The organism is Pseudomonas sp. GM102, from assembly GCF_000282555.1.
Taxonomy (GTDB): Bacteria; Pseudomonadota; Gammaproteobacteria; order Pseudomonadales; family Pseudomonadaceae; genus Aquipseudomonas.
On sequence record NZ_AKJB01000045.1, the window covers coordinates 62,208 to 89,204 of the forward strand.

The window sequence follows — 26,997 nt, forward strand, 5'->3', positions numbered from 1 at the left end:
ATATGAGTAGGGAGTGGGGTTAAGCTCGGGCGGACATGAATACGCCAAGGAATAAGCGATGCTGCTCGGGCTCAATCTTCTAAAGAAAACCAAGGACGAATTTCTCACAGATCTTGCCAATCTGGCCAAAGCGAAAGACACCCTTATATTCATCGATACCAACATCCTGTCATACCTGTTCAAGCTCCACTCCGCTGCGAGGCAAGAGTTTTTTGACTGGGCGGTGGTGGCGATTAGCGAGCAGCGCCTTTATCTACCAGCGTGGTGCGCAGGTGAATATCTGGCAAGAGTTAGAGAGAACCTGCTTCACACTTACACCCCAAAAAGTAAGGGTGACGACCAGCCGAGGAAGGCCCTTGAGGCGATGCTCGATACTGCCTCACTGTTCGTAGATGACGCAGTACTCAGATCTACCACCTATTCCGGCAGCCGAACCGAATATTTAGCGGGCTTCCGGGAAGCCATAGACGGCCTCAAGCAATACACTCAGGCGTTCAAGCACCAATTTGACCCGGACAAAATCCACGCTGAAATTGAGGAGCATCTGGGGCCGGCTGTGCTTGAATCACCCATTGCCAAACTCTGCGACCGAGCGGCCAAAGAAGGGCCTTCACGGATTGAGCATCGGTTGCCTCCTGGCTTTCGGGATGAAGCGAAACCTGAAAACCGCTTAGGCGATTTGATCATTTGGTTGGAGATTCTTGAATATAGCCTTGTGCGAAAAAATGACTTTTCTCACGTGCTCTTTTTGACTAATGATGAGAAGTCGGACTGGGTATACGTGCCGGCAAAACGACTTGATATAACGCGCACCGGGCTAAAACCGATTCCAAACAATAATCCTAATCTGAAGATTATCGATCCTCGTCTGGTTTCTGAATTCAAACAGACGATCGGCCATCCGCATGTCTCAATTTGCACCCTATCTACCTTGGTGCAGGGCCTATCCAAAACTGACCCTACGACTGTCGCCCAGCTCGCCGCTGCGATCCAGATCGAATTGGTAGCAAGCGAAGGGCTAGCGGCTGAAATAAATACGTCCGTGCTGGAACAGCCAAATGCAGAAGTGGAAATCGAACCTGTACCGGCTCCCGAACCTGCACCGGTTCCGGTTCCCGAAGCAGTACCTGAAGTTGATCCTCTAGCGGAACAAGCAGCCGGTGATCATGGGATCGACGCAGCTAACATTGTGCCTAATGTTGCCCCAGAGCAGCCTGTCCAGGTAGACCCAGCCGTCCATGCGGCTCCCGACCCTGGAGATGAGATAGCAGGCGCCATCCAGTTGGAAGGATACCGAGATTCAACCTATCAGGCGGATGCCCCTGGTGAGCTCAACGACATAATCAGCTCTCTCCAATCACACAATTGGTATGTTCAGAATCCCGCTATAGAAAAGTTGAGAACGATCATCCACGAAGAGTTCCCCCCCACTTCTTGGTTTGTTTTAGGTCGCAATATCTATCAGGCCGCGTGTGGGAACGCACAGAAGGCTATGGATTTCATATCTAACCTGGATACTCGCCTTAAATGGTTCCCTCACCCCATCTCGAAATACGTCCTAGCAGGTATTGTTTTCGAAATTTATTTCGACAGCAAAGGCGCGCTGCGCGATTCGCCAAAAGCTGGCTACTTAGCCAAACCGTTATCCCTACTCGCCAAAGCTGACTATCCGGATGTGCGCGCATTTATCAGATCAAAGCTGGAGCTCGCTGGTGCGCACCTCTTCTTCTCCCCTGGTGACGACCAACAGCGTACGGTGGCCGTTCAGTCGGAACCAGTCGAAACTGAAGACGTTCTCGACGCCGGTAAGCGAAGACAATTGAGCTCGATTACCCTCGATGGGCGCCAAATTCTGGTGGATGCGCCGCCAGACGAGGATCGCTGGTCGACCCGCTATAGGATGACCTATAGCAGTACAGATATTCTGGAGGACATCTCCACCAGCCTGTCGATTCCTCGCTGGGCGCTCACCTTGGTACTGAACCCGGAAGTCGATGCCAACGTTCGATTCGTCCTCCCCGAGGATCGTTGGTTTAGACCTGGCATCGTGCTGGGAGCAGATGGCGCGGATAGAGCGGCTCAAGCCAACGACTGATCTTTCGGCTGTATTGGCTCAGCCGTTGGCATTCGGTATGAACTAGGCAAGTCATCGGCAGCGATTAGAGCATCTGGCTGCTGTTACCAAGCTCCAGCCTCTACCCATGACACCCCCAAAGGTTTTGTGCAACCTTTGGGGGGCAGTTCAAAAGAGGGTGGACACCATCGCCTTAGGCGTCGGTGTCACGAAGGTGTGTTGGCCGGACGCATACTGTCTGTCTATAATCCGCGCATGTTGAATCCGACCGAAATCCGCCCAATCCTCAAGCAATGGGTCGCGAAAGCGATGTCCCACGAAGAGAGTGACGTCTTCATTGAGGAGCTGTGCTTCATCGATAAGGCCAGACGCGCCGATCTCGTTCATGCCAATGGAAAGCTAACCGCTTTCGAGATCAAATCTCATGCTGACACCTTGGCACGCTGGGAGGGCCAGCAGCAGGCCTATATGGCGTGCTTTGACGAAGTCTGGCTATGCTGCCATTCAAAGCACTTGGTGAAGGCTCTTGAGTCTTGTCTTCCGCATGTTGGCGTACTCGTCGTCGATGACTATTCCGGCATGGCGATGATTCGAAAAGCGAAACCCAACAAGCTCCAGGATAAATTTCACCTTACGGGGTTCTTGTGGCGTAGCGAGTTGGACGCACTCGCGAGCCAGCATGGGGTGCTAACGAAAAGTCGCGACCTCATAAAAGAAGTGCGTCGCCAGCTGTGCGACGCCCTCCCCATGAGCGTGATCAGATCACATGTATTAGCTAGCTTGAAGCAACGTTACCGTTAGAGTAAGTCATCGGCATCAAGGTCATCGAAACCGTCAGTATCTACGATGGACTGGATCATGGCGCAGATATGCTGATTGATCCTGTACCCATTCCATGTTCCGTTGTTCCCGTAGCCGGTAGATGTGGCGACAATTCTGTTGTACTCACGAGTAGCCCAGCAAAAGTCGTCGCCGTGATAACCCGGCAGCCCTCTGATCTCTTGGGCGATTTCAATGTATCGCACAAATTCCTTATCCGAACCTTTGCGTCGTTGCCACCATTCCGTTGGCGTGTAATAGCAGCCAAAAGGAAGCACAGGCATGCCTCGTATGTATTCCATTGAGGCGGTTGGATTTGTGGCCGCATAATCCCCGTAGACAATATCTGACTCTATGCCACCGGTATCGACCCTTGCTTGCCACGCAACATCGTAACAGGCGGAGGAACGGGAGGTATTTGAGGCCGGCTTATCGATAGGGAAGGAGGTGCTCATCAGAACCAGATTCCGTATCTGATAGCTGTTGAGTTGACGCAGGGATACATTGAAATCCGAACCTGAGGCAGTATTGGCCGGAGCTGTGGCACCGAAGTCTAAAATTACCGTCGCGGCGTCCGGGCTTTCAAGAGCATCCAGGATTGATAGTAATCTGTTCCACGATGTCGCAGTGGGGTTTTCCGGACAGGTAACCCTGATAGCTATATGTGGAAAATCGCCTTGAAGAGCGAGTGCACTTTGGATGACTGCTCGCTGGGGATCATCATCAACCCAGGAGACCACTGGTATAACGTTCTGGTTGATGCCTGCCACATCTGAGAAGAATCGACGTTTGTTCTCAAACGCGCCATGAGGATTGTGCAGGTCATTCGTAGTAATGAAGGCTTCAGCAACGTCCTTTGTTACTCTTGAAACGTCCAGGAAAAAAGGATGCTCAGTCCAATTCGTCAGGAATGTTTGTAGGTGTCTGTCATCGTCACCTCGCATATCCAACAACGGAGCTACGACGTCCCGCCTGAAGTCTTCCAAGTTTATCAAAGCCTTAACGTCATTCTGACCAACTCGTAAACAAGCCAAGTATTGCATCTTGCACTCCTTGCATGCTGTGAAAAACGGCTCAGCCACACTGCTAAGCGCACAACGAGTTAAAGGCCTGACGGTTAGCGAGCTCCGACATGAAGAACATATCGGGGCGCGTTGCACAGCCACGGGCCTTTGTCATGCTCCCAGCGAGACGGCAGGTGGAGATTGGTACGATAGCACTTGGCCACTCAATAAAAGCCTTATAGCGTTGTTTTTTTGGGATGCGCGGTGCGCCTGTGTCCGATTACGCGGTGCGTTATTCATAGTGGAGCTCACCAAATAGTCCGATCATGAGATCACCGTCCAGGATCTCAAAAGGGAGGGTGACGTACTGGTCAGGATGCCGTGGTAGTGCCTTCCCGTCGTGGGCGGAGTTCTTGGTGTGACCTTGAACACGCTCGCCGTTTTCTTTGATGTACGGAAGCACCACGATCCGTCCATGGTTCTTTGACAGAATCGTGCCCTCATGCCAAAGGGTAGTGCCTTCGCCGCCGCTGGACTCGCCCCCCGAGCTTTTCACTACCCACTGGGGCACGCCGTCCTCTTCATACCAGAAGACAAAGCTCCCAATTACAAGCACGCTTTGTCCGCGGCTCCTAGCGTCAGCCAGGATTTGTCTGACGCTGGCCAGCTGCAGCAGCTTGTTTGCCCGAGGAAGCAATTGTTCGCGAATCTGCGCTTTGGTTTGGCCCCAGTGATCGAACCCTGATAAACCGTAACCTCTCGCCGTCAACTCACGAAAACAGGCCTGGGAGAGCTTCGCGTCCAGAGCGCCGTGGTATTCCCATTTCGATTCCGCTGTACGACGTAGACAGGCTTTGAAATCTGGAAATGCTGCGAGTTGAAGGTAAGGGGCAACATGAAGCTGCTTCGATAGCGGCTCGCGCAGGCGTGAAATACCCGAGGGTAGTTCGAGATCCTGAATGGCCGGACGAGGCAGGTGGGCATTTCGCTTGATTGCCTCACGCTCCATCAGCTCTTCTTCGTCACGGATTCGGCGCCCAGAAGTTAAGGCTTTCTCGACTTTGAGGATGGTGGAGGTCTGGAGCTGCGGATCACCCAGAACCTTTGTCACCAGGTCGTGTATGCCTTGATTGAACTCATCAGCAGCGCTCATGGCCTCGGCATAAGTCGAGAACACCGCCGTCCGTGCATGCCCGCTGCCGTTATCAAAATAGTGCCGCTTCCAGTCTAGATGGCCATCGGGGAACAGCTTCAAGGCACGCAGGTGCCAGACCCAGCCGATACGGAATTGACGAAACGGTTGTACAGCTAACGTAGGCGCAGAGTGGTAACGCATCTGATCGAGTCGCATGGCTTGCTCCTTGATTGGCCAGATCAAGGCTACCATTTCGCTACTATGGCCAGTAAATGTCTCAGCTTTGGGCTAATGAGCCTGCCGGGGAGGGCCATCACATCGCGGTTTAAATACTGTGTTTATTTACAGTTATAGCTTGTTTTCGTAATGTGCAAAAGCTATAATGCACATATACAAAGTTGCTTGGAAGGTATTATAGGTCATCGTAATGTGCAGTAAAGTGGGGGGACGAAGGGACTGGGCACGCCGTTCAACCTCACCGAAGGCGCCGCGCTGCTGAGCCTGATCGGTCGCCTGACCGGTTACGCACCGCGCTGGTTCACCTATTTCATCGGCGACGCCCACGTCTACGAAAACCACTTGGACATGCTCAACGAACAGCTCAAGCGCGAGCCGTTCGCCATGCCGAAGCTGAAGATATCCGACCGTGTGCCGGAGTTTGCCAAGACCGGTGTTTATCAGCCGGAATGGCTGGAGTTGATCGAGCCGAGCGATTTCTCGCTGGAAGGCTATGAGCACCACGCGCCGATGACCGCGCCGATGGCGGTCTGACACCCCCTGTGGGAGCTAGCCTGCTAGCGATAGCGACGGCACATCCAATAATGATGTGACTGAAAAACCGCTATCGCTAGCAGGCTAGCTCCCACATTGGGTTTTGTGGTGGGCTCAATGGCCGTGGCTGCGGCCAACATGGGAATGCTCAACCTCCGTCGCTACAACCCCGCCGCTGACCTCCAGCCGCTGCAAAATCCCGCACTGATCGATATCCGGCCCTTCGCTGCAGCGTTGGCGCAGGTCGAGCAATTGTGTCTGCAAGGCCAGTAAGCCGTCGATTCGAGCCTTCACATGGTGGATGTGCTCGTCGATCAACGCGTTGACGTTTTCGCATTGATCCTGCGGGCTGTCGCGCAGGGCCAGCAGGCTGCGGATTTCCTCGAGGGTCATGTCCAGGGTTCGGCAATTGCGGATGAAGGTCAGGCGCTCGGCGTGGGCCTGGGTGTAGACGCGGTAATTGCCGTCGCTGCGGGCCGGCTCCGGCAGCAGGTTTTCGCGCTCGTAGTAGCGGATGGTTTCCACGGCGCAGTCGGTGAGTTTCGCCAGTTCTCCGATTTTCATCGCGACAATCTCCAAAAGGGTGCTTGACCCTATAGTGGCTACAGGGTCTTTACTTGGCAACAGGCACCTTCATGGACGCGACCAATGAGCGATTCTCTTCACACCCATAAACCCGGGCACGATCACAGCCACAAGCTGCAGCCTGTGTCCAAGCATGAGCATGGCGGCCACGGGGATTCCTGCTGTTCCTCCAAAGCAGCAGCGCCGTCGCTGATCAAGTTGAGCGAAACGCCGACCGCCGGTGCGCGGCTGAGCAGTTTCCGCATCGAGGCCATGGACTGCCCGACCGAGCAGACGCTGATCCAGAACAAACTCGGGAAGCTTTCGGGTGTGCAGCAACTGGAATTCAACCTGATCAATCGGGTATTGGGCGTGACCCATGACCTGCCAGGCACCGCGCCGATCATCGATGCGATCAAGTCGCTCGGCATGCACGCCGAGCCGCTGGAGCCGGGCGTCGAAGCGCCAATCCCGGCGCCTGAGAAAAAGCCTTGGTGGCCATTGGCATTGTCCGGCGTTGGCGCGCTGGCAGCTGAAGTTATCCATTTCACCAACGCGGCGCCGAACTGGGTGGTGGCGGTTATTGCGCTGATCTCGATCCTCAGCGGTGGCCTCAGCACTTACAAAAAGGGCTGGATCGCCCTGAAAAACCTCAACCTGAACATCAACGCGCTGATGAGCATCGCAGTGACTGGCGCGATTCTGATCGGCCAATGGCCGGAAGCGGCGATGGTGATGTTCCTGTTTACCGTGGCCGAGTTGATCGAAGCCAGGTCTCTGGACCGGGCGCGCAACGCCATCGGCGGGTTGATGCAGATGACCCCCGAACAAGCCACGGTGCAGCAGGCCGACGGCAGTTGGGTCGCACAACCGGTTAAAAACATCGAACTGGGGGCGCGGGTGCGGGTGCGTCCCGGCGAGCGGATCGGTCTGGACGGCGAAGTACTGTCCGGCAGCTCGACCATCGACCAGGCGCCGATCACCGGTGAAAGCCTGCCGGTGGAGAAAGCCATCGGCGACAAAGTATTCGCCGGCACCATCAACCAGTCCGGTTCGCTGGAATACACGGTAACCGCGGCGGCGAACAATTCGACCCTGGCGCGGATTATTCACGCCGTGGAACAGGCTCAGGGGGCACGCGCCCCGACCCAGCGTTTCGTCGACAGTTTCTCGAAAATCTACACCCCGGCGGTGTTCATCCTGGCCCTGGCCGTGGCGGTGATCCCGCCGCTGTTCATGGATGCGCTGTGGTTCGACTGGATCTACCGGGCGCTGGTGTTGCTGGTGGTCGCCTGCCCGTGTGCCTTGGTGATTTCGACCCCGGTGACCATCGTCAGCGGTCTCGCGGCCGCGGCGCGCAAAGGGATTCTGGTCAAGGGTGGCGTCTATCTGGAGCACGGCCACAAACTCGATTACCTGGCCCTCGACAAGACCGGCACCCTCACGCACGGCAAACCGGTGCAGACCGACTATTTGTCCCTCGATCCAATCGCTGATGCAATTGCCCCGGCCATTGCGGCGGCACTGGCCGGTCGTTCGGATCACCCGGTGTCGCTGGCCATCGCCAATGCGGCTGCAGTTGTGGATAACCGGCGCGCCCCCGCTGTGGATAACTTCGAAGCCCTGGCGGGTCGTGGTGTGCGCGGCGAGATCAACGGTGAGCTCTACCACTTGGGCAACCACCGTCTGGTGGAAGAGTTAGGCCTGTGTTCGCCAGCGCTGGAAGAGAAACTGTTTGCTCTGGAGAAACAGGGCAAGTCGGTGGTGCTGTTGCTCGACAAGTCGGGTCCCCTGGCGCTGTTTGCCGTGGCAGACACCGTGAAAGCGTCCAGTCGCGAAGCGATCCAGCAGTTGCATGAGTTGGGCATCAAAACCCTGATGCTGACCGGCGACAACGTTCACACCGCCCAGGCCATCGCCGCCCAAGTGGGCATTGATCAGGCGCAGGGCGATCTGTTGCCGACCGATAAGCTGCAAGCCATTGAAAGGCTGTATGCCCAAGGCCATCGGGTCGGGATGGTCGGCGACGGCATCAACGACGCACCGGCACTGGCGCGGGCCGAGATCGGTTTCGCCATGGCGGCGGCCGGCACCGACACCGCCATCGAAACCGCCGATGTCGCCCTGATGGACGACGATCTGCGCAAGATTCCGGCTTTCATCCGCCTGTCGCGGCAGACTTCGAATATCCTCAAACAGAACATTGCCCTGGCATTGGTCATCAAAGCGATCTTTCTTGGGGTAACCTTCGCCGGGATCGCCACCATGTGGATGGCGGTGTTCGCCGACATGGGCGTGAGCCTGTTGGTGGTGTTCAACGGTTTGCGCCTGTTGCGCAAATAGACGATGAGGGAAGGGTGTGCTGAGTGCCGAGCTGAAGGCGTTTTACATGGTTGCCCGGTTGGGCAGCATTACCCTGGCGGCGAAAAAGCTCGGCCTGAGCCAACCGACGGTAACGACCCAGATCCGGCATCTGGAAAGCCAGTACTCGGTTGAGCTGTTCTACCGTGGCGGCCGCCGCCTCAGCGTCAGCGACGAAGGCGCGCGGTTGTTGCCGATGGTCAAGGCGCTGTTGCAGCAGGAAGCCGACATCGAGTTCTTCCTGCGCAACAGCGGTCAGGTCCAGGGCACGTTGCGCATCGCTGCCACGGCACCTTATTACATCCTCGATCTGGTGAAGACCTTTCGCGAGCGCTTGCCGCAGGTGGAGGTGTCGGTGGAAATCGGCAACTCCCAACAGGTGCTCGAAGCGCTGGAGGATTACCGGGTCGATGTCGCGGCGTCCTCGCAGTTGCTGGACGATGCGCGGCTGATCCGCCGAGTGCTCGGCAGCGATCCACTGGTGCTGGCGGTGCACCGCAATCATCCGCTGGCGGTGCATGATCATGTACCGCTCAGTGCGTTGGCGGGGCACACCTTGTTGATGCGCGAATCGGGCTCGACCACTCGGCGCTTGACCGAAGAGTTGCTGGCCGGCGCCGGGGTGAGTTTCGGGCCGCTGCTGGAGATTGGCAGCCGGGAGTCGATCCGAGAGGCGGTGCTGCGCAACATCGGCATCAGCATCATTGCTCGGCAGGAAGTGCCTCACGATCCGCAATTGCGGGTGCTGACCATCGAAAATGCACCGCAGATTCCCGAGTATCTGTATTGCCTCAAGGAGCGAAAAGGTGCGCGGCTGCCAGCGGCGTTTCTGGGGTTGGCGCAGGAAATGGCTCCGGCGTAGATCCCTGTGGCGAGGGAGCTTGCTCCCGCTGGGCTGCGAAGCGGCCCCCGCTTATCCTGAAAAGCAGGGGACTGCTGCGCAGTCCAGCGGGAGCAAGCTCCCTCGCCACAGGTATTCATCGCTCGTTCGATCCAACCCAAATCCCCGAATACCACTATCGGCCGTTTTTGCCTTGTTGCCACATGACGGACGCATTGCAAACCTAGGATGGCCCTCATCTGCTTGATGAGGTCTGCCCATGAACCACTCGACTGCAACTGCCCTGACCAACCCCGGTGCGCCGATGAAAGTGCGCGGCGTGCAGAAACGCTTCGGTGCGTTCACCGCGCTGGATAATGTTTCCCTCGACGTCGCGGCGGGTGAACTGGTGTGCCTCCTGGGGCCGTCGGGCTGTGGCAAAACCACCTTGCTGCGCTGCATTGCCGGCCTTGAGAAACAAGACAGCGGCGAGTTGTACCTCGGCGATCGCGACGTTTCCCACCTGGCACCTCAAGCCCGGGACTACGGCATTCTCTTCCAGTCCTACGCTCTGTTCCCCAATCTCAGCGTCGAGGCGAATATCGCCTACGGCCTCACCGGCAGCGGTCGCGATGAAGTGCGTCGGCGCGTCGGTCAGATGCTGGAACTGGTCGGCCTGATCGGCAGTGAGAAAAAATACCCCGGCCAGTTGTCCGGTGGTCAGCAGCAACGGGTCGCACTGGCTCGAGCCTTGGCGCCGGCCCCTTCATTGTTGCTGCTGGACGAACCGATGTCGGCGCTTGACGCCCGAGTCCGGGAGCATCTGTGCACCGAACTGCGCCAATTGCAACGCAACCTCGGCGTCACCACCCTGATGGTCACCCACAATCAGGACGAAGCCATGCTGATGGCCGACCGCATCGCCGTGATGAACAACGGCAAGGTCGAGCAGTACGCCACGCCGCAGGAAATCTACGACCGCCCGGCCACACCGTTTGTGGCCGAGTTCGTCGGTCAGGGCAACTGGCTGCCATTCCAACGGAGCAGCGACAGTCATGCCCAGGTCGGCGGGATGAACATGCGCCTGGCCGAAGGCAGCGCTAAAACTGCCTCGGGCCGTTTGTTCTGCCGCCCCGAGGCGATCAACGTCAACCCGCCGGTGCATGAAGAAAACCTGTTCCCGGCCAAGGTTCGCGAGATTACTTTTCTCGGCAACCGCTGTCGCATGAGCTTCGAACTCGATCAACTGCCGGGCCATGCGCTACTGGCAGAACTGGCGCCGGAAGCCATGCCGCGCCTCGGCGCGCAGCAGATCATGGTCGCCTTGCCGCCGCGCAGCCTGCAGGTGTTTGCCTGATGAGCGCGAACGTCGCGCTGCCGATACCGCACAAGCAGGTTCGGCAGACCTCCCGTGCCGAGATCGGCGATCGGCTATTCGTGGTCGGCGGCAAGGTTCTGTTGCTGGTGTTGCTTGGCGTTGCGGTGTTGATGCCGTTGCTGGCGATCTTCTGGCGCGGTTTCAGCTCTGAAGCCGGGCAGGGCGGTGGACTGATCGCCGCTCGCGAACTGCTGACCAGCGCCAATTTCCACTGGCTGCTGGGTAATAGCCTGAAAGTGTCTGTCAGCGTCGCGGCCATCGTCGTACCGCTGGCTTATCTGTTTGCCTACGCTCTGCAACGTACATTGATTCCCGGTAAAGGCATCTGGCGCGGCATGTCGCTGTTGCCGCTGATGGCGCCGTCGATGCTGCCGGGGATTGCGCTGGTCTATCTGTTCGGCAATCAGGGCCTGCTGCGCGGTTTGCTCTCGGACAACATCTACGGCTTCTGGGGCATTGTTCTGGGCGAGGTCATTTACACCTTCCCACACGCCTTGATGATTTTGCTGTCGGCCCTGTCCCTGGCGGATGCGCGACTGTTCGATGCCGCCTCCAGCATGGGCGCCAGTCCGGCGAAAGCTTTTCGCAGCATCACCTGGCCGGCGACCCGTCAGGCGGTGTTCGCGGCGTTCTGCCTCGTCTTCACCCTGACCATCACCGACTTCGGCGTGCCCGTGGTGGTCGGGGGCGACTATCAAGTGCTGGCGCTGGAAGCCTACAAAGCCGTGGTCGGCCAGCAACAATTCGGTCGCGGCGCGTTGATCGGCATGGTCCTGCTGTTGCCGGCGCTGTTCAGCTTCGGTGTCGACGCCTGGCTGCGTCGGCGCCATGGCGATTCCATGAGCGGGCGGGCGCAAGTGTTTCAACCGGCGCCATCGACGCTGCGCGACGCTTGTTATTTGGCCATCGTGCTGTTGATCTGCGCGGTGTTGCTGCTGGTGTTCGGCATGGCAGTGTTCTCATCGCTGGTGAAGTTCTGGCCGTACAACCTGTCGCTGTCGCTCAACCATTACCAGTTCAACGACACGGCGGGCGGCGGCTGGCTGGCCTACGGCAACAGCGTGAAGATGGCGTTGTGTACGGCGTTGATCGGCAGTGTGCTGATCTTCACCGGTGCTTACCTGATGGAAAAAACCAAGGGGCAGCGAGGACTGAATCTGACACTTCGCATGCTCAGTTTCGTACCGATGGCGGTGCCGGGTCTGGTGCTGGGGTTAGGTTACGTCTTCTTCTTCAACCTCAGCGGCAACCCGCTGCATGTGTTCTACGGGACCATGACCCTGCTGGTGGTCTGCACCATTGCTCACTATTTGACCACTGCGCAAATGACCGCCACCACCGCGCTGCGTCAACTCGATGCTGAGTTCGAAGCCGCCGCGCTGTCGCTCAAGGCGCCGCTGTACCGGCACTACCTGCGGGTCACCGTGCCGATCTGCCTGCCGGCATTGCTGGACATCGTGCGTTACCTGTTCGTCTCGGCCATGACCACCGTCTCGGCGGCGATCTTCCTCTACAGCCCCGACACCATCCTCGCGGCCGTAGCGGTGCTGAACATGGACGACGCCGGCAACGTCGGCGGCGCGGCGGCGATGTCGACCCTGATTCTGTTCACCTCGGCGGGCGTGTCCCTGCTGCTGGCCTGGGCTTCGCGCGGTTTGTTGCGTCGCTCCCAGGCCTGGCGGCAGACCGCGCCCAGTCATTGATTTGTCCCCCACACCTCAACTCAAACAGGAAAAGATCATGTTCAAGCCTTTGGCCCTGGCCGCTGCTGTCCTCACCGCTTTCAGCCTGAACGCCTTTGCGGCGAAAACCGAGTTGACGGTGTACACCGCCCTCGAAGCCGAACAACTGAAGACCTACAAAGAGGCTTTTGAAAAGGCCAATCCGGACGTCGAGATCAAGTGGGTGCGCGATTCCACCGGCATCATCACCGCCAAACTCCTGGCCGAAAAAGCCCGTCCGCAAGCTGACGCGGTGTGGGGCCTGGCGGCGTCAAGCCTGGCGATTCTCGATCAACAAGGCATGCTGCAAAGCTACGCACCGAAAGACCTCGGCAAGATCGGTGGTAACTATCGCGACGCGGCCAACCCGCCAGCCTGGGTCGGCATGGACGTCTGGGCGGCGACCATTTGCTTCAACACCGTCGAGGCCGAAAAGCAGGGCTTAACCAAACCCGTGAGCTGGCAGGATCTGACCAAGCCTGAATACAAAGGCAAGATCGTCATGCCCAACCCAGCCTCGTCCGGCACCGGTTTCCTCGACGTCAGCGCCTGGCTGCAAACCTTCGGCGAGAAGCAGGGCTGGCAGTACATGGACGACCTGCACCAGAACATAGGCCAGTACGTTCACTCCGGTTCCAAGCCGTGCAAGCTTGCGGCCGCCGGCGAATTCCCGATCGGCATTTCCTTTGAATACCCGGCTGTTCAATTGAAACGCCAGGGCGCGCCGCTGGACATCATCCTGCCGAAAGAAGGCCTGGGCTGGGAGATCGAAGCGACTGCCGTGATCAAAGGCACACCGCATGAAGACGCGGCGAAAAAACTGGCGGACTTCTCGGCGAGCCCGGCGGCGATGGAACTCTATAAAGAGAACTTCGCGGTGCTCGCGCAACCGGGTATCGCCAAGCCGCAGACCGAACTGCCGGCGGATTATGAGCAGCGCTTGATCAAGAACGACTTTGCCTGGGCGTCGAAGAATCGTGACCAGATCCTCACCGAATGGCGCAAGCGTTATGACGGCAAGTCCGAGAAAGTGGCTGCCAAGTAAGCACCACCGATCGTTCCCACGCTCTGCGTGGGAATGCAGCAAAGGACGCTCCGCGTCCCCTGTGACGCAGAGCGTCACGGGATTCATTCCCACGCGGAGCGTGGGAACGATCATTGGGGAACTCCATGACTCATCACAACGACATGCTAATCGTAGGCGCCGGCATTCTCGGCCTGTCCCACGCCTATGCCGCCGCCAAACGCGGTCTGAAAGTCACCGTTTTCGAACGCAGCGAAACGCCGCTCGGCGCTTCGGTGCGCAACTTCGGCCAGGCACTGGTCACCGGCCAGCCACCGGGCCCAATGCTTGAACTGGCCAAGGCCAGCCGCGACATCTGGGGCCAATGGGCACAACTGGCGGGCCTGCAACTCAAGCGCAACGGCTCGGCGACTCTCATCATTACGGCAGCGATCCATCACCGTTCAATGCCGAGCAGGTGGATGACTGGATGATTGAACTGGCCGAGCAGACGTTGGGCGGCAAGGTGCAAGTGGTCGAACGCTGGCAGGGCGTCTATGGTTCACGCGGACCGGGGCCGTTCTCCTTTCTGCGGCCGATGCCAGGTGTAAGCGTGGCGCTGATGCACACCGGTGTCGGCATGAGTGTCGGGCCGGCGCTGGCCGAACGTAACGTTGCGACTTTATTGGGAGACAGTTGATGGGCTGCCATGAGCAAGTGATCGCCGAGGTGTTCGGTCTGTACGAGCGTTTTGGCGACAACGACTACATCGGCGAACCGGTGTCGCAGATCGAGCACATGTCTCAGGCGGCGGAACTGGCGATGGCCGAGGGGTTCGATGATGAAGTGGTGCTGGCGGCGTTCTTTCATGACATCGGGCATATCTGCGCCGAGGGGGCCGAGAACATGGGTGGCTTTGGTGTGGTCAGCCATGAGCGTTTGGGCGCCGATTACTTGCGTCGGGTCGGCTTCAGCGAACGCCTGGCGCGGCTGGTGGAATATCACGTTCAGGCCAAGCGTTATCTCACGCTCAAAGAGCCCGGGTACTACGAGCGCTTGAGCGAAGCCAGTCGGCGCACGCTTGGGTATCAGGGCGGGGTGATGACGGCTGCCGAAGCTGAGGCGTTCGAGCAGGATCCGTTGTGCACCGTCAGTTTGCGGATGCGTCAGTGGGATGAATTGGCCAAGCAGATGTGGGTGCCGGTGATGGATCTGGCCATCTTGAAGGCAAAGGCGTTGCGGCTGTTGGCTGAGTAAAGCTTCACAATCGAGTCGCGCCCATCGCGGGCAAGCCCGCTCCCACAAGGTCTCGGGTGATACAGAGATTGCATGAACACCGAAGATCCCTGTGGGAGCGGGCTTGCCCGCGATGAGGCCAGAGCTGACACCGCAGATTGCGGGTCTTTAAAGTTGTTGCGCCAACACCTCAACCTGCTCTTGTCGCTCCCCCTGACTCAACTTCGAATTCGGATTAAGCGACGACCACTGCGGATGCGCCCGCGCCTTGTTCAGCGCTTCGGGCAGTTTGCCTTCGCGCCAGGTTTTGTCCTGCGGCGTGGCGACCTGAATGCTGTCCATCGCCGCATGCCCGCGCTGGTTCAGCGCTTGCAGCAATTGCCGCTGGCGCAAGGCCAACAACCGTAGCACGCCGTCGTCGACGGTCAGTTCTCGCTGTCCTTTGATCTTGCCCAGCAGACGGCTGCCGTAACTGCGGGCAGTTTGCAGGGCGCCGCCGGCAATTGCTCCGGCCAGTGCCGCGGCGCCGAGGGTCAGGCCGCCCACCAGCAGATCGACCCCGGCCCCGGCCGCCGCGCCAGCCGCGATGCCGCCGCCGACCCGCACACCGAGCTGTTTCAGGGTTTCCGGGTTGAACAGATCATCGCCCCAGCGGCCATCGAGCAACGGCAAGTCACTGGCCGCCGCATCCTGTGGGCGGAAAGCGTAGAGCTTGAGCAAGGCCTCGACACAGCGTTGTTCGCGCTGACGCACTGCTTTGCGCAGTTCGCTGATCGCTTGCTGTTCCTGCTCCACCTCGCTGACCACACTGCGGCGGCAGGCGGCGCAATCGATCAATAAATCGGCAATCAGCCGCGCTGCACTCTGCTGACGGGCCAGGCGTTGGGCCTGCTGGTCGGCGATCAAACGCTCCAGTTGTTCGCGGGAATTTTCCAGCAGCAGTGCGAGGCTTTCATAAAGTCGACGCTCGCCATCTTCCGGCGGCGCGACGCTGTCGAAACGCACCAGCGCATGCAAGCCCAATCGCGCCAGGGCTTCACGCCAATCAGGTTCGCGATGCTGGGCGCTGCTGACAAAATTCAGCACCGGCAGCAGTGGTTTGCCGCAACTGGCCAACACTTCCAGTTCGTCGCGGTACTTGGCCAGCACCGGCTCCCGGGCGTCGATCACATAGAGGCCGGCGTCCGAGGCGAGCAGTTGCCGCAGCACTTTGGCTTCCTGTTCGAAGCGCTGCCGGGCTTCGCTGCCTTCGAGGAATCGTGCCAGCCGTGCCGGGCCGTCAAGACGTTCGCCGGGCCGTTCCAGGCGCTCAAGGTAGTCGAGCAGGGCGATGGCGTCTTCCAGACCCGGCGTGTCGAACAGATCGAGCAACGGCTCGCCGTCTACCGACAATCGCGCGCCTTCGACGTGACGTGTGGTGCTGGGACGATGGGACACTTCGCCGAAGCCGACGTCGCGCGTCAGCGTTCGCAGCAACGAGGTTTTGCCGACATTGGTGTGGCCGACCACGGCGAGCTTCAATGGCTTATTCCAGGCATCAGTCATGACCCGTCTCCAGCCAGTTCAACGGCGCGCAATCGGCGAATGGCAGGTCAAGTTGTTGTAGCGCGACATGCCAGTCGCCCAGGCGTTCGGCATCCAGCGCTTCGCCGGGCGGTGCTTGCAACAACCACACACGGGTGGCGCTGGCGCTGCGGGCCAGTTCGGCGATCAGCGCCAGGCTGCCACGGTCCGGCGAACGCCGTGGGTCACAGGCGATAGCCAGCCGAGCCGGGGGGAAACGGCTCAGCTGTTCGAGCAGTTTGTGCCGGGATTCGCGGCTGTCGAGGACGCCGGCGTTGTTGACGTTTTTCGGCAGCTGCGGCGGCCAGGGACGTTGGTCGTCCAGTTCGATCGCCACCAATAGCGCGCCATCGCTTTGCAGATCGCTGGTGGCGCTTTCAACCCGATGAAGTTGTTCTGGCGCGGCATCGCTGATGCCCAGGCGTTCGCTGGTGGGCATCAGCCGTTCACGCAGTTGGGCGTAGCCGGGCAGGTTCAAATCCAGATGCAGGGCTGCTTGACCGGTTTTCCAGCGCCACTGGCAGAACAATGCGAGCAATAGGCGCGGCAAAACGCCGTACACCAGCAGCACCCCAACCAGCCACGCCGCCCAGGCCTGGCGGGCGCTTTCGATGTTCAGCGCAGCATCACCGCTGGCGCGGATCATCTCCACGCTGGGCACACTGAAACCGAGCAAGGCCGGCAGGGCGCCGAGGGCTTGGGTCATGGCGACGAAGGTGTTGCCGCCGAGAATGGTGGTCTCCCAGACGAAACCGTAGCGCCGGGTCGCCATCAGCGTCAGCACCATCACCAAAGCGCTGAGCATCACCAGCAACCACAACCCGTTGACCAGCACACCCAGCGCCCAGCGATTGAGTTTCTGCCGTTGCAGCAACAGCAACAGGGCCGGGGCCAGTTGCGCGGCGTTGGCATCACGGGCGAGTTTTTCACTGAGCCACAACCACAAGCGTCCAAGGGCGGCGCCTTGTTCTCCGGCGAACACCAGGCCCAAGGCCCAGCTCAGCAATAGAATCAGATTTAGCCCGAGCAGGCTGCCCAACGCCCAGAACACATTGACCGGGGCCTGGCCATCGCCCAGCGCGGCAAACGCCAGGCCGGCGCCGCTGATCACGGCCAGCACGGCCAGCACGATCAGCGCCAGTCGCGCGCCTTGCAGCCAGTGTTTGAGGGCGCGGGACTGTCCGTCACGCTCGGCCAGCCACAGGGCACGGCGTTGAATGCGCGTCGGCAGGTCGCCGCCGGCGCTTCGGGCGATTCGATTGGCTTCCAGATCGTCCAGCGGGCCTGCGTGTTCTTCACGCAGACGTATGGTTTCGCTCAGCCAGAGGTTTTGCAGGGGCGTCAGTTCAGTCACGCGGCATCCCGTCGCTTAATTGAGCGGTGAGCATAACCGCTGTGACGCTTATCGGGGTAAGGGAGGCTCTGGTATCCTCGCTGACATGACTAAATCACTCCCCCTCAGCCTGATCGCAGCCCTCGGTGAAAACCGTGTGATCGGCGTCGACAACAGCATGCCCTGGCACTTGCCGGGGGACTTCAAATACTTCAAGGCTACCACCCTCGGCAAACCGATCATCATGGGTCGCAAGACCTGGGATTCCCTCGGTCGTCCGCTGCCGGGCCGGTTGAACATCGTGGTCAGCCGTCAGGCGGATCTGCAGCTGGAAGGCGCGGAGGTTTATCCGTCGCTGGAGGCTGCCGTCGTTCGGGCGCAGGAATGGGCGAACGAGCAGGTCGTCGATGAGGTGATGCTTATTGGCGGCGCGCAGTTGTATGCGCAAGGGTTGGCACAGGCTGATCGGTTGTACCTGACCCGTGTGGCGCTGAGCCCGGAAGGGGATGCGTGGTTTCCGGAGTTTGATTTGAACCAGTGGAAGCTGGTGTCGAATGTTCCGAATCCGGCGGAAGGCGACAAGCCGGCCTACAACTTCGAGGTGTGGGAGCGCACGTAGATCGTTCCCACGCTCTGCGTGGGAATGCAGCCCGTGACGCTCCGCGTCACTGGACGCGGAGCGTCCCTTGAGGCATTCCCACGCGGGAGCGTGGGAACGATCAGTACGGGTTAAGCGTGAGCCAACTCCGAATGCTCATCCGCATTCAGCAACTCTTTATCCGTCTGCTGCATGATCTGGCTGGTAATCGCACCCGCCGTGATCGAACCACTCACGTTCAACGCCGTACGCCCCATATCAATCAGCGGCTCAACCGAAATCAGCAACGCCACCAGTGACACCGGCAAACCCATGGCCGGGAGCACGATCAACGCGGCGAAGGTCGCGCCGCCACCGACCCCGGCCACACCGGCCGAACTCAGCGTCACAATCGCCACCAACGTCGCGATCCACAGCGGGTCCAGCGGATTGATGCCCACGGTCGGCGCGACCATCACCGCCAGCATTGCCGGGTACAGACCGGCGCAGCCGTTCTGGCCAATGGTCGCGCCGAACGAGGCGGCGAAACTGGCAATGGACTGTGGAATCCCCAAACGGCTGGTCTGGGCTTCGATGCTCAGCGGAATGGTGGCGGCGCTGGAGCGGCTGGTGAAGGCAAACGTCAGCACCGGCCAGATCTTGCGGAAAAACCGTAGTGGGTTGATCCCGGCAGCTGACACCAGCAGACCATGGACCACAAACATCAAGCCCAGGCCAATGTAGGACACCACCACGAAACTGCCGAGCTTGATGATGTCTTGCAGGTTGGAGCCGGCGACCACTTTGGTCATCAGCGCCAATACGCCGTACGGGGTCAGCTTCATCACCAGACGCACCAAGCGCATCACCCAGGCTTGCAGGGTGTCGATGGCGTTGATCACTTTCTGACCTTTCTCGACATCATCCTTAAGCAGTTGCAGTGCGGCGACCCCAAGGAATGCCGCGAAGATCACCACGCTGATGATCGATGTCGGCTTGGCGCGAGCCAAATCGGCGAACGGGTTCTGTGGGATGAACGACAGCAGTAGCTGTGGCACGTTCAGGTCGGCAACCTTGCCCGCGTAATCGCTCTGAATGGTTTGCAGGCGAGCCATTTCCTGGGTGCCGGCGACCAGGCCTTCGGCGGTGAGGCCGAACAGGTTGGTTAGACCGATGCCGATCAGCGCCGCGATGGCGGTGGTGAACAGCAGCGTGCCGATGGTCAGGAAACTGATTTTGCCCAGCGACGAAGCGTTGTGCAGGCGCGCCACGGCACTGAGGATCGAGGCGAACACCAGCGGGATCACGATCATTTGCAGCAACTGAACGTAACCGTTGCCCACCAGATCGAACCAGCCGATCGAGGCTTTCAGTACCGGGTTGCCCGCACCATAAATCGTGTGCAGAGCGACACCGAACACCACGCCCAGTACCAACGCCAGCAGCACTTTTTTGGCCAGGCTCCAGGTGGTGTGACGGGTTTGCGCCAGGCCAAAGAGCAAGGCGAGGAACACCAGCAGATTTAGGATCAGCGGCAGATTCATAGAAGCTCCATAGACTTGTGCCAGCCACCTTCGTGTGTGACTGCGAACCGGCAAGCCTAACAGCTTGAAATGTAATGAATTAATATCAAAAACAGCGGTTGACTGTCGTTTTTGGAATAAGCCAGTGCCGCTGTGAGGAATGCAGTTGGCGGAATCAGGATGCAAGCGGTCGCGGGGAGGCGGGGACTGTCATGCGGATTTGTTAGCGTCGATATCTTTAAATCAGGGAGAAACGCCGATGAAGCTTGCACCGAAATTTCTGGCTGCCGCACTGAGTTTGGGACTGGGCCTTGCCGGCCAGGTTTTCGCCACGGATTTGAAGCATTGGCCAGCCGATCAGGCCAAGGCGCTGGACGCGATGATCGCGGCCAATGCCAACAAAGGTAACTTTGCGGTGTTCGACATGGACAACACCAGTTACCGCTACGACCTTGAAGAATCGTTGCTTCCGTTCATGGAAAACAAGGGCCTGATCACTCGCGAGTCACTCGATCCCTCCCTGAAACTGATGCCGTTCAAGGACACCGCCGACCACAAGGAAAGCCTGTTCAGCTACTACTATCGCCTCTGCGAATTAGACGACATGGTTTGCTATCCATGGGTCGCCCAAGTGTTTTCCGGCTTCACGCTTCAGGAACTCAAGACCAACGTCGACGAGCTGATGGCGTCAGGCAAACCGGTGCCGAGCACTTATTACGACGGCGACGTGGTCAAGACCATCGATGTCAATCCACCGAAAATCTTCACCGGTCAGAAAGAGCTCTACACCAAGCTGATGGAGAATGGCATCGAGGTCTACGTGATGACCGCCGCCTCCGAAGAACTGGTGCGTATGGTCGCCTCCGATCCGAAGTACGGCTACAACGTCAAACCGCAGAACGTGATCGGCGTGAGCCTGTTGCTCAAGGACCGCAAGACCGGCGAGTTGACCACCGCGCGCAAGCAGGTCACCGCTGGCAAGTATGACGAGAAGGCTAACCTGGGCCTCGAGCTGACGCCGTACCTGTGGACTCCAGCAACCTGGATGGCCGGCAAACAGGCGGCAATCCTGACGTACATCGATGAATGGAAAAAACCGGTCCTCGTGGGCGGCGATACCCCGACCAGCGACGGCTACATGCTGTTCCACAGCGTCGACGTGTCCAAGGGCGGCATCCATTTGTGGGTAAACCGCAAAGACAAATACATGACCCAGATTAACGGCATGATGGCCAAAAACGCAGCAGCCCAGGCGAAAGAAGGGTTAGCGGTGACGGCGGACAAGAACTGGGTGATCGTCAAGCCGGAAGAGATTCAGTAAGCACTGCGATGATCGTTCCCACGCTCTGCGTGGGAATGCAGCCCGTGACGCTCCGCGTCACTGGACGCAGAGCGTCCCTTGAGGCATTCCCACGCGGGAGCGTGGGAACGATCAGCCCCGCACTTGGCGGGGCATTTTTTTGTTTGACGGTTAAGTATTACAACCCGTCGAGCATCGCCTTGTTTCGTACCGCACCCTTGTCGGCGCTGGTGGCCAACAGGGCATAGGCTTTGAGCGCCGTGGTCACTTTGCGTGGACGCACTTCCACCGGTTTCCAGCCTTTCTTGTCCTGCTCGGCACGGCGGGCGGCCATTTCTTCATCGCTGATCAACAGGTTGATCGAGCGGTTCGGAATGTCGATCAATACCTTGTCGCCATCCTGCACCAGACCGATCGCGCCACCGGCAGCGGCTTCTGGCGAAGCGTGGCCGATGGACAGGCCCGAAGTGCCGCCAGAGAAACGGCCGTCGGTGAGCAGGGCGCAGGCTTTGCCCAGGCCTTTGGATTTCAGGTAAGACGTCGGGTACAGCATTTCCTGCATGCCCGGGCCGCCTTTCGGGCCTTCGTAACGAATGATCACGATGTCGCCGGCCTTCACTTCGTCGGCGAGGATGCCGCGCACGGCGCTGTCCTGGCTTTCGAAGATCTTCGCGTTGCCTTCGAAGACGTGGATCGACTCGTCGACGCCGGCGGTTTTCACCACGCAACCGTCCAGAGCGATGTTGCCGTAGAGAACGGCCAAGCCGCCTTCTTTCGAGTAAGCGTGTTCGACACTGCGGATGCAGCCGTTTTCACGGTCGTCATCCAGGGTTTCCCAACGGGTCGACTGGCTGAACGCGGTTTGTGTCGGGATGCCTGCCGGGCCGGCCTTGAAGAAGTGATGCACGGCTTCGTCGGTGGTCTGGGTGATGTCCCACTTGGCGATGCCTTCAGCCAAGGACTTGCTGTGCACGGTCGGCAGGTCGGTGTGCAACAGACCGCCACGGGCCAGGGAGCCGAGAATGCTGAAGATCCCGCCGGCACGGTGCACGTCTTCCATGTGGTACTTCTGGATGTTCGGCGCGACCTTGCACAGTTGCGGTACGTGACGGGAGAGACGGTCGATGTCGCGCAGGTCGAAATCGATCTCGGCTTCCTGGGCCGCGGCCAGCAAGTGCAGGATGGTGTTGGTGGAACCGCCCATGGCGATGTCCAGGGTCATGGCGTTTTCGAACGCCTTGAAGTTGGCGATGTTGCGCGGCAACACCGACTCATCGTTCTCGCCGTAGTAACGCTTGCACAGCTCGACGATGGTGCGACCAGCCTGCAGGAACAGCTGTTCGCGGTCGCTGTGGGTGGCCAGGGTCGAACCGTTGCCCGGCAATGCCAGGCCCAGTGCTTCAACCAGGCAGTTCATCGAGTTGGCGGTGAACATGCCGGAGCACGAACCGCAGGTCGGGCAGGCGCTACGCTCGTACTCGGCGACTTTCTCGTCGGAGGCGCTGGAGTCGGCGGCGATCACCATGGCATCGACCAGGTCGAGACCGTGGCTGGCCAGTTTGGTCTTGCCGGCTTCCATCGGGCCGCCGGACACGAAGATCACCGGGATGTTCAGGCGCAGGGAGGCCATCAGCATGCCTGGGGTGATCTTGTCGCAGTTGGAGATGCAGACAATGGCGTCGGCGCAGTGGGCGTTGACCATGTATTCGACGGAGTCGGCGATGATCTCGCGGCTCGGCAGCGAATAGAGCATGCCGTCGTGGCCCATGGCGATGCCGTCATCCACGGCGATGGTGTTGAATTCTTTGGCGACGCCGCCGGCCCGTTCGATTTCGCGAGCGACCAGTTGCCCTAGATCCTTGAGGTGCACATGGCCCGGTACGAACTGGGTAAAGGAGTTGGCAATGGCGATGATCGGCTTCTTGAAGTCGTCATCTTTCATCCCCGTGGCGCGCCACAGTGCGCGGGCACCGGCCATGTTGCGGCCGTGGGTGGATGTTTTCGAGCGGTAATCAGGCATGAAGCACTCCGGGCGGCTAATCAGGTATCAAAAGGGAAGTGAGCTTCTATTGACGTCTGGAACACTCAGAAATGGCCGTGTGTCCGGAAGTTGCCGATGACTTTGCGGGATCGCCGCGCGCTTCAGCTTGAGCTCATAAACCCGCCGGGGGATGACTGGCGATGAATCTCGCGATTCTACACCGCTGGCGTCAGGAGGGAATGCCGGAAAGTGTTGAACCAGCGCTGATGGAGCGTGTGGGGTGACGATCGGCGGGTATCAACCCACCTTCAGCGCCAGATGTCGCCGTGTGATCAGTACATTCAAGCCAAGACCCGTAGCACTCAAGGTCAAGAAACACAAGGCGAGCGCCGTGGTTAGATCCTCGGAAGCGAGATTGATCACCACGCTGATCACTCCACCACACATGAAAATCAACACGCCGCCGACCGAGGTGGACGTTCCGGCACTCTGCGGGTAGAGACTCATGGCTTTGGAGTTGGCGATAGGTCTGGCAATGGTGGTGCCTGCTGTACAAATCAACATGGGTATCAGTACCGCCACCGCGGAGAGCCCGAACTGATCCGCCAACCACAGCATGACCAACCCTGACAGAGCGATCAGACCCAGACCGATGACTATCTGCGTATTGGCCTGCAGGTGTCGATGCAGAGCGCTGGCGACCATCCCGCCAAACACATAGGCGACGCCATACAGCAATAACGCCCAGGAAAATTCGTATGGCGAAAGTGCCAGACGCTCCATGAAAATGATTGGTGAAATGACAATGAATGAAAAATGGCAGGCAAAGGCCAAGGCTGAAATTAGCCAGTAACCCATGAAGCTCAGATCCGAGCACACTCGCCAATAGGCACTGAACAATCGTCCGTGCGACGCTGTATGACGGTGGGGGTTTTCCTTGAGCAGAAAGTAGGCTTTAAGCCAGACAATAACAGCCAGCGTGATAAACACATAAAAGCTGCCCTGCCAGCCTAGCTGCAACTGCAACCAGGTCCCCAGCAGGGGCGAAATCGAAATGAACACCCCGCCACCCGTTATCATCCAGATTCTGATTTGCTCCTGCTCCTTGGCGATGAACAAATCCTGAACCAGTGCCTGTGACAACACGAAGGATCCGCAACCAATCGCCTGGATCACGCGAAAGAACAAAAACCAGTTGTACTCGCTGGAAACCAGGCAACCCGTCGCACCGACCGCCGCGATTGCGATACCTGCCAACAACAGCTTCTTGCGCCCCCACAAGTCTGACAACGGTCCGACCAGCACCACGGACAACGCCAGACCAATGGCGAACACGCTGACGGACAGGGCAATCTCGGACGGCGAAGTCTGAAAGTAGTCAGAAAGATCGGGAAAGGACGGGAGTACCACATCGAGGGGGAAGACGCCGAGCAGCGTCATAGTCATCAAAAGAATGACCATGGCCCGATGTTTTTCGACGCGGGGTACATCGTTTCCTTCACCCATCGACAAGTCCTGCCTTGATGAACAGTTGCTGGTTGTAAGGCAGATCGAAAAAACCGGCCTTTTTCAAAGCCTGAAGCGTCGCCCCGGCACCGGATCGCGCACGCTGAAGGGTGGTTTGGGGGCTGGTCAGTTCGCCGAGAATTTCCGTGACGGCGGTCTCGCCGATACCCGCGCTGTGCAGGCTTTCCCGCAGCCATCGCTCATCGGCCTCGAAGAAAATCCGGATGCTGTCCAGCAGCAGCCTGGCGGCGAATATGCGTTGGCGGCTGTTCAGCGTCAGCCACAGGTAATGGAACACTTCAGAGAAATAGCGACTGTGACGCGCCTCGTCCGCGAGATGATCCCTGAGCATTGCCTGGACGCTGGACACCAGGTCGTCACGGCAGACGTCGAGCAATTCCCTGGCAATGATCGTCTCCGACACAAACCCGACGAGAAACCAGGCCAGCGCCCGGTGTTGGTCAGGTGCGCGCTCGAGCAGGGTGCTCAATCGCGTGATGCGCTGCGGCATGACTGGGCGCAGGTTGATCCCGTAGACCCCGGCAATCTGCTCGGCAAGGCTATTGGAGAACAGGGCGTGATAACCCTCGTCGGTATAAAGCTGAAGCGCAGCGGTCTTCATCCGTGGGGGAATGTTGACCTTCAATTCACCGTGGATGATGGTCTCCACGGAACGGTTGACGATGCGGTGTTCGAGCACGGTGGTGTAGTCGAGGAAGTGCACCAGATGATTGGCCGACAGCCGATGGATGACGGTTTCCCCCAGCGCTTTGATAGCCGGGTGATTCAGGTAAGCCAGCAAGCCTGGGGGAAACCAGTGACGTGTTACCAGTTGCTGCTCCAGGTCTGGCGGTAATAGATAGTCATGTTCGCTGGTTCGCACCGACGCGCGGGTATTCCAGTCGCCGAGGGTGAAACGCAGCGCCCAGGAAAGGGGGTGGTCTACCGGCGCAATGATGGGGGCGGTCATTGTTGCGGCTCCCGACTGCTCAGCAGAGCCTTCAATTCCTTGCACATCACTTGTCCGTCGCTGTGGCCACAGCCAACAAAAAACAAGGGTTGTTCTGCGTTGTTCTCGAGCCCCAGCAATGTTTCGACCTGATCGTCCGTCAGTGCTCCGGTCAGCCACGTGTTCAACCCCAGTGCAGTGGCCACCAGCTGAAAGGTCTGGGAAATATGCCCCGCCTCCACGAAGGCCATTCGGTAGGCTCGTGAGTGTTCATATTTCCACCACAACTTGTCGAAGCGAGCGGTAATGAACAGGCCCACGGGCAGGTTATTGATGAAATGTTGCCCACACAGCAACTGCCCCAGAGGCGAGTCAGGTGCCGGGTTGATGAAGCTCAGTGCGTGGTTAGTGGGATGGTAGGCGTAGAGCCCGGGTTTCAGGCCGCTGACGTTTTGTACATGAAGAAAGCCTTCGCAGGCATTCAGACCGCCGCCGGACGGGCTGCTGCGTCGGGCACCGAGACCTTCGACAATGGTTTCGTCGACGTCATTTTCGCGCTCATGCAAGTAGCCCAGGGACAGGTAAAGCAGTGTGCCGACAGCTTCCAGCGAGACCGCTTCATCTGTGAAGGTGCGGCAGGTTTTTCGGCCGGTCAGGACGTTGGCAAGGGAGGCCTCCTGCAGGCAGGAAGGTTTTGGCAGGGCGATCAGCTCGCATGCCTGGCGTTCTGTGAGCCTGGCGTCCGGCGCGGGTGCGCCCAGTACTTCGGTGCAATGATCCAGATAGTATCTCGACCATTCATGAATATTCCGAGGAACATGTTCGCAGGGAATGTTCTTGGTGCCGATATGGAATATTTTAGACAGTTCATCCCAACCCCATTCAATAGGGTCTTGTATTGAGGTGGTCAGTATTCCGGAGTTCAGAAGTTGAGTGTCTATTCTGTTGTTGTCGTTATACAGTTCGGGATTGTGGATAAGTTGTGTAAGCCGGGTTGAATATTCCAGATTAAGTTCAAATTGTTTGTGGTTTTTGTAATCCCAGACTATTTGTCCGGGCGTACGGGGAAGTATGAACAGGTATGGATTTATCTGCATGATGGACGGTTCGCTCTGGACATAACTATAGAAAACGCTGGGTAGCCGGCACTCCCCAGCGTTTCATTTACTTAGCGGGTTTTTGGCGCAACCAGAAAAGCCAGGTTAGCGATTTTGTTTGTTTCCAGAGTAATTGCTTTCATGTTTTTGACTCCTTGTCATTGATAGTGAGTGTCACTTCGCGGTGACAACTTAATCATAGGCGGTAATGAGTTCTTATCAAGTGGATATTAAGTAGGAATATTCTAGTAATTTTGTCGGAGCGATCTGGCGGTAGGCGCA

At 58.7% G+C, this 26,997-nt stretch carries 20 protein-coding genes and 2 pseudogenes; 12 read left to right on the top strand and 10 right to left on the bottom strand.

The genetic code is table 11. The annotated features are described in order from the left end of the window. Positions 1–58: 58 nt before the first annotated feature. Together PMI18_RS21365 and PMI18_RS21360 are read left to right on the top strand one after the other, a co-directional pair. Positions 59–2,095: a PIN-like domain-containing protein gene (locus tag PMI18_RS21365; protein WP_007897779.1), complete on the top strand. Its 2,037-nt coding sequence runs from the start codon at positions 59–61 to the stop codon at positions 2,093–2,095. A gap of 234 nt (positions 2,096–2,329) precedes the next feature. Further along, positions 2,330–2,875, top strand: a complete 546-nt coding sequence (locus PMI18_RS21360) for a sce7726 family protein (protein WP_007897780.1) — start codon at positions 2,330–2,332, stop codon at positions 2,873–2,875. Here PMI18_RS21360 and PMI18_RS21355 read toward each other — a convergent pair. Both PMI18_RS21355 and PMI18_RS21350 read right to left on the bottom strand, forming a co-directional pair. Beyond that, positions 2,872–3,936, bottom strand: a complete 1,065-nt coding sequence (locus tag PMI18_RS21355; RefSeq protein WP_007897781.1) for a beta family protein — start codon at positions 3,934–3,936, stop codon at positions 2,872–2,874. The two genes, PMI18_RS21360 and PMI18_RS21355, sit on opposite strands and share 4 nt — an antisense overlap. A gap of 253 nt (positions 3,937–4,189) precedes the next feature. After that, positions 4,190–5,248 carry a hypothetical protein gene (locus tag PMI18_RS21350; RefSeq protein ID WP_007897782.1) on the bottom strand — a complete coding sequence of 353 codons (1,059 nt, stop codon included), beginning with the start codon at positions 5,246–5,248 and terminating at the stop codon, positions 4,190–4,192. A 237-nt stretch (positions 5,249–5,485) separates the two neighbouring features. Between PMI18_RS21350 and PMI18_RS30145 the strand changes: the two are divergent. Next, positions 5,486–5,803 (top strand): annotated as a pseudogene (locus PMI18_RS30145) (thymidylate synthase); the annotation flags it as partial. Between the two features lie 114 nt (positions 5,804–5,917). On the opposite strand, the gene cadR reads toward PMI18_RS30145, so the two are convergent. After that, complete coding sequence (gene cadR, locus PMI18_RS21340) at positions 5,918–6,367, bottom strand: Cd(II)/Pb(II)-responsive transcriptional regulator (RefSeq protein ID WP_007897786.1); 450 nt, start codon at positions 6,365–6,367, stop codon at positions 5,918–5,920. Between the two features lie 84 nt (positions 6,368–6,451). On the opposite strand from cadR, the gene PMI18_RS21335 reads away from it, so the two are divergent. The 7 genes and pseudogenes from PMI18_RS21335 (at position 6,452) to PMI18_RS21310 (ending at position 14,907) form a co-directional block, all read left to right on the top strand. Next, positions 6,452–8,710: a heavy metal translocating P-type ATPase gene (locus PMI18_RS21335; protein ID WP_007897789.1), complete on the top strand. Its 2,259-nt coding sequence runs from the start codon at positions 6,452–6,454 to the stop codon at positions 8,708–8,710. Between the two features lie 16 nt (positions 8,711–8,726). Further along, a complete protein-coding gene (locus PMI18_RS21330) occupies positions 8,727–9,590 on the top strand; it encodes a LysR family transcriptional regulator (protein WP_007897791.1) in 864 nt (287 codons plus the stop codon). A gap of 238 nt (positions 9,591–9,828) precedes the next feature. Beyond that, positions 9,829–10,905 carry a putative 2-aminoethylphosphonate ABC transporter ATP-binding protein gene (locus PMI18_RS21325; protein WP_007897795.1) on the top strand — a complete coding sequence of 359 codons (1,077 nt, stop codon included), beginning with the start codon at positions 9,829–9,831 and terminating at the stop codon, positions 10,903–10,905. Next, positions 10,905–12,629 carry a putative 2-aminoethylphosphonate ABC transporter permease subunit gene (locus tag PMI18_RS21320; RefSeq protein WP_007897805.1) on the top strand — a complete coding sequence of 575 codons (1,725 nt, stop codon included), beginning with the start codon at positions 10,905–10,907 and terminating at the stop codon, positions 12,627–12,629. Before PMI18_RS21325 ends, PMI18_RS21320 begins: the two co-directional genes overlap by 1 nt. A gap of 37 nt (positions 12,630–12,666) precedes the next feature. After that, positions 12,667–13,692, top strand: coding sequence for a putative 2-aminoethylphosphonate ABC transporter substrate-binding protein (locus PMI18_RS21315; RefSeq protein WP_007897808.1), 1,026 nt, complete (start codon positions 12,667–12,669; stop codon positions 13,690–13,692). A 125-nt stretch (positions 13,693–13,817) separates the two neighbouring features. After that, positions 13,818–14,350, top strand: a pseudogene (locus PMI18_RS30155) (FAD-dependent oxidoreductase). Then, entirely contained in the window at positions 14,350–14,907 is a 558-nt protein-coding gene (locus PMI18_RS21310; protein ID WP_007897819.1) for a phosphonate degradation HD-domain oxygenase, read from the top strand. Before PMI18_RS30155 ends, PMI18_RS21310 begins: the two are co-directional and overlap by 1 nt. Before the next feature lie 147 nt (positions 14,908–15,054). Here the strand turns inward: PMI18_RS21310 and PMI18_RS21305 are convergent, their stop codons facing one another. Both PMI18_RS21305 and PMI18_RS21300 read right to left on the bottom strand, forming a co-directional pair. Then, on the bottom strand, positions 15,055–16,431 hold the full coding sequence (locus tag PMI18_RS21305) for a GTPase/DUF3482 domain-containing protein (RefSeq protein ID WP_007897822.1): 1,377 nt from the start codon (positions 16,429–16,431) through the stop codon (positions 15,055–15,057). Next, entirely contained in the window at positions 16,424–17,803 is a 1,380-nt protein-coding gene (locus PMI18_RS21300; protein WP_007897824.1) for a DUF2868 domain-containing protein, read from the bottom strand. The genes PMI18_RS21305 and PMI18_RS21300 overlap by 8 nt, the downstream gene beginning before the upstream one ends. An 85-nt stretch (positions 17,804–17,888) precedes the next feature. Here PMI18_RS21300 and PMI18_RS21295 point away from each other — a divergent pair, with 85 nt between their 5' ends. Next, positions 17,889–18,401, top strand: coding sequence for a dihydrofolate reductase (locus PMI18_RS21295; RefSeq protein WP_007897826.1), 513 nt, complete (start codon positions 17,889–17,891; stop codon positions 18,399–18,401). Between the two features lie 110 nt (positions 18,402–18,511). Here the strand turns inward: PMI18_RS21295 and PMI18_RS21290 are convergent, their stop codons facing one another. Then, the gene (locus tag PMI18_RS21290; RefSeq protein ID WP_007897829.1) at positions 18,512–19,903 is read right to left on the bottom strand and encodes an L-cystine transporter; all 1,392 of its coding nucleotides are present in this window, start codon (positions 19,901–19,903) and stop codon (positions 18,512–18,514) included. 238 nt (positions 19,904–20,141) lie between these two features. Here PMI18_RS21290 and PMI18_RS21285 point away from each other — a divergent pair, with 238 nt between their 5' ends. Continuing rightward, positions 20,142–21,203, top strand: a complete 1,062-nt coding sequence (locus PMI18_RS21285) for a hypothetical protein (RefSeq protein ID WP_007897832.1) — start codon at positions 20,142–20,144, stop codon at positions 21,201–21,203. A 157-nt stretch (positions 21,204–21,360) separates the two neighbouring features. On the opposite strand, the gene ilvD is transcribed toward PMI18_RS21285, so the two are convergent. The 4 genes from ilvD to PMI18_RS21265 all read right to left on the bottom strand — a co-directional run bounded on the left by ilvD (position 21,361) and on the right by PMI18_RS21265 (position 26,715). Then, positions 21,361–23,202, bottom strand: coding sequence for a dihydroxy-acid dehydratase (gene ilvD / locus PMI18_RS21280; protein ID WP_007897835.1), 1,842 nt, complete (start codon positions 23,200–23,202; stop codon positions 21,361–21,363). 258 nt (positions 23,203–23,460) lie between these two features. Then, positions 23,461–24,669, bottom strand: a complete 1,209-nt coding sequence (locus tag PMI18_RS21275; RefSeq protein ID WP_007897839.1) for a Bcr/CflA family efflux MFS transporter — start codon at positions 24,667–24,669, stop codon at positions 23,461–23,463. Beyond that, complete coding sequence (locus tag PMI18_RS21270; protein WP_007897842.1) at positions 24,662–25,639, bottom strand: diiron oxygenase; 978 nt, start codon at positions 25,637–25,639, stop codon at positions 24,662–24,664. Before PMI18_RS21270 ends, PMI18_RS21275 begins: the two co-directional genes overlap by 8 nt. Next, on the bottom strand, positions 25,636–26,715 hold the full coding sequence (locus PMI18_RS21265; RefSeq protein WP_007897845.1) for a SagB family peptide dehydrogenase: 1,080 nt from the start codon (positions 26,713–26,715) through the stop codon (positions 25,636–25,638). The genes PMI18_RS21270 and PMI18_RS21265 overlap by 4 nt, the downstream gene beginning before the upstream one ends. Positions 26,716–26,997: the final 282 nt, after the last annotated feature.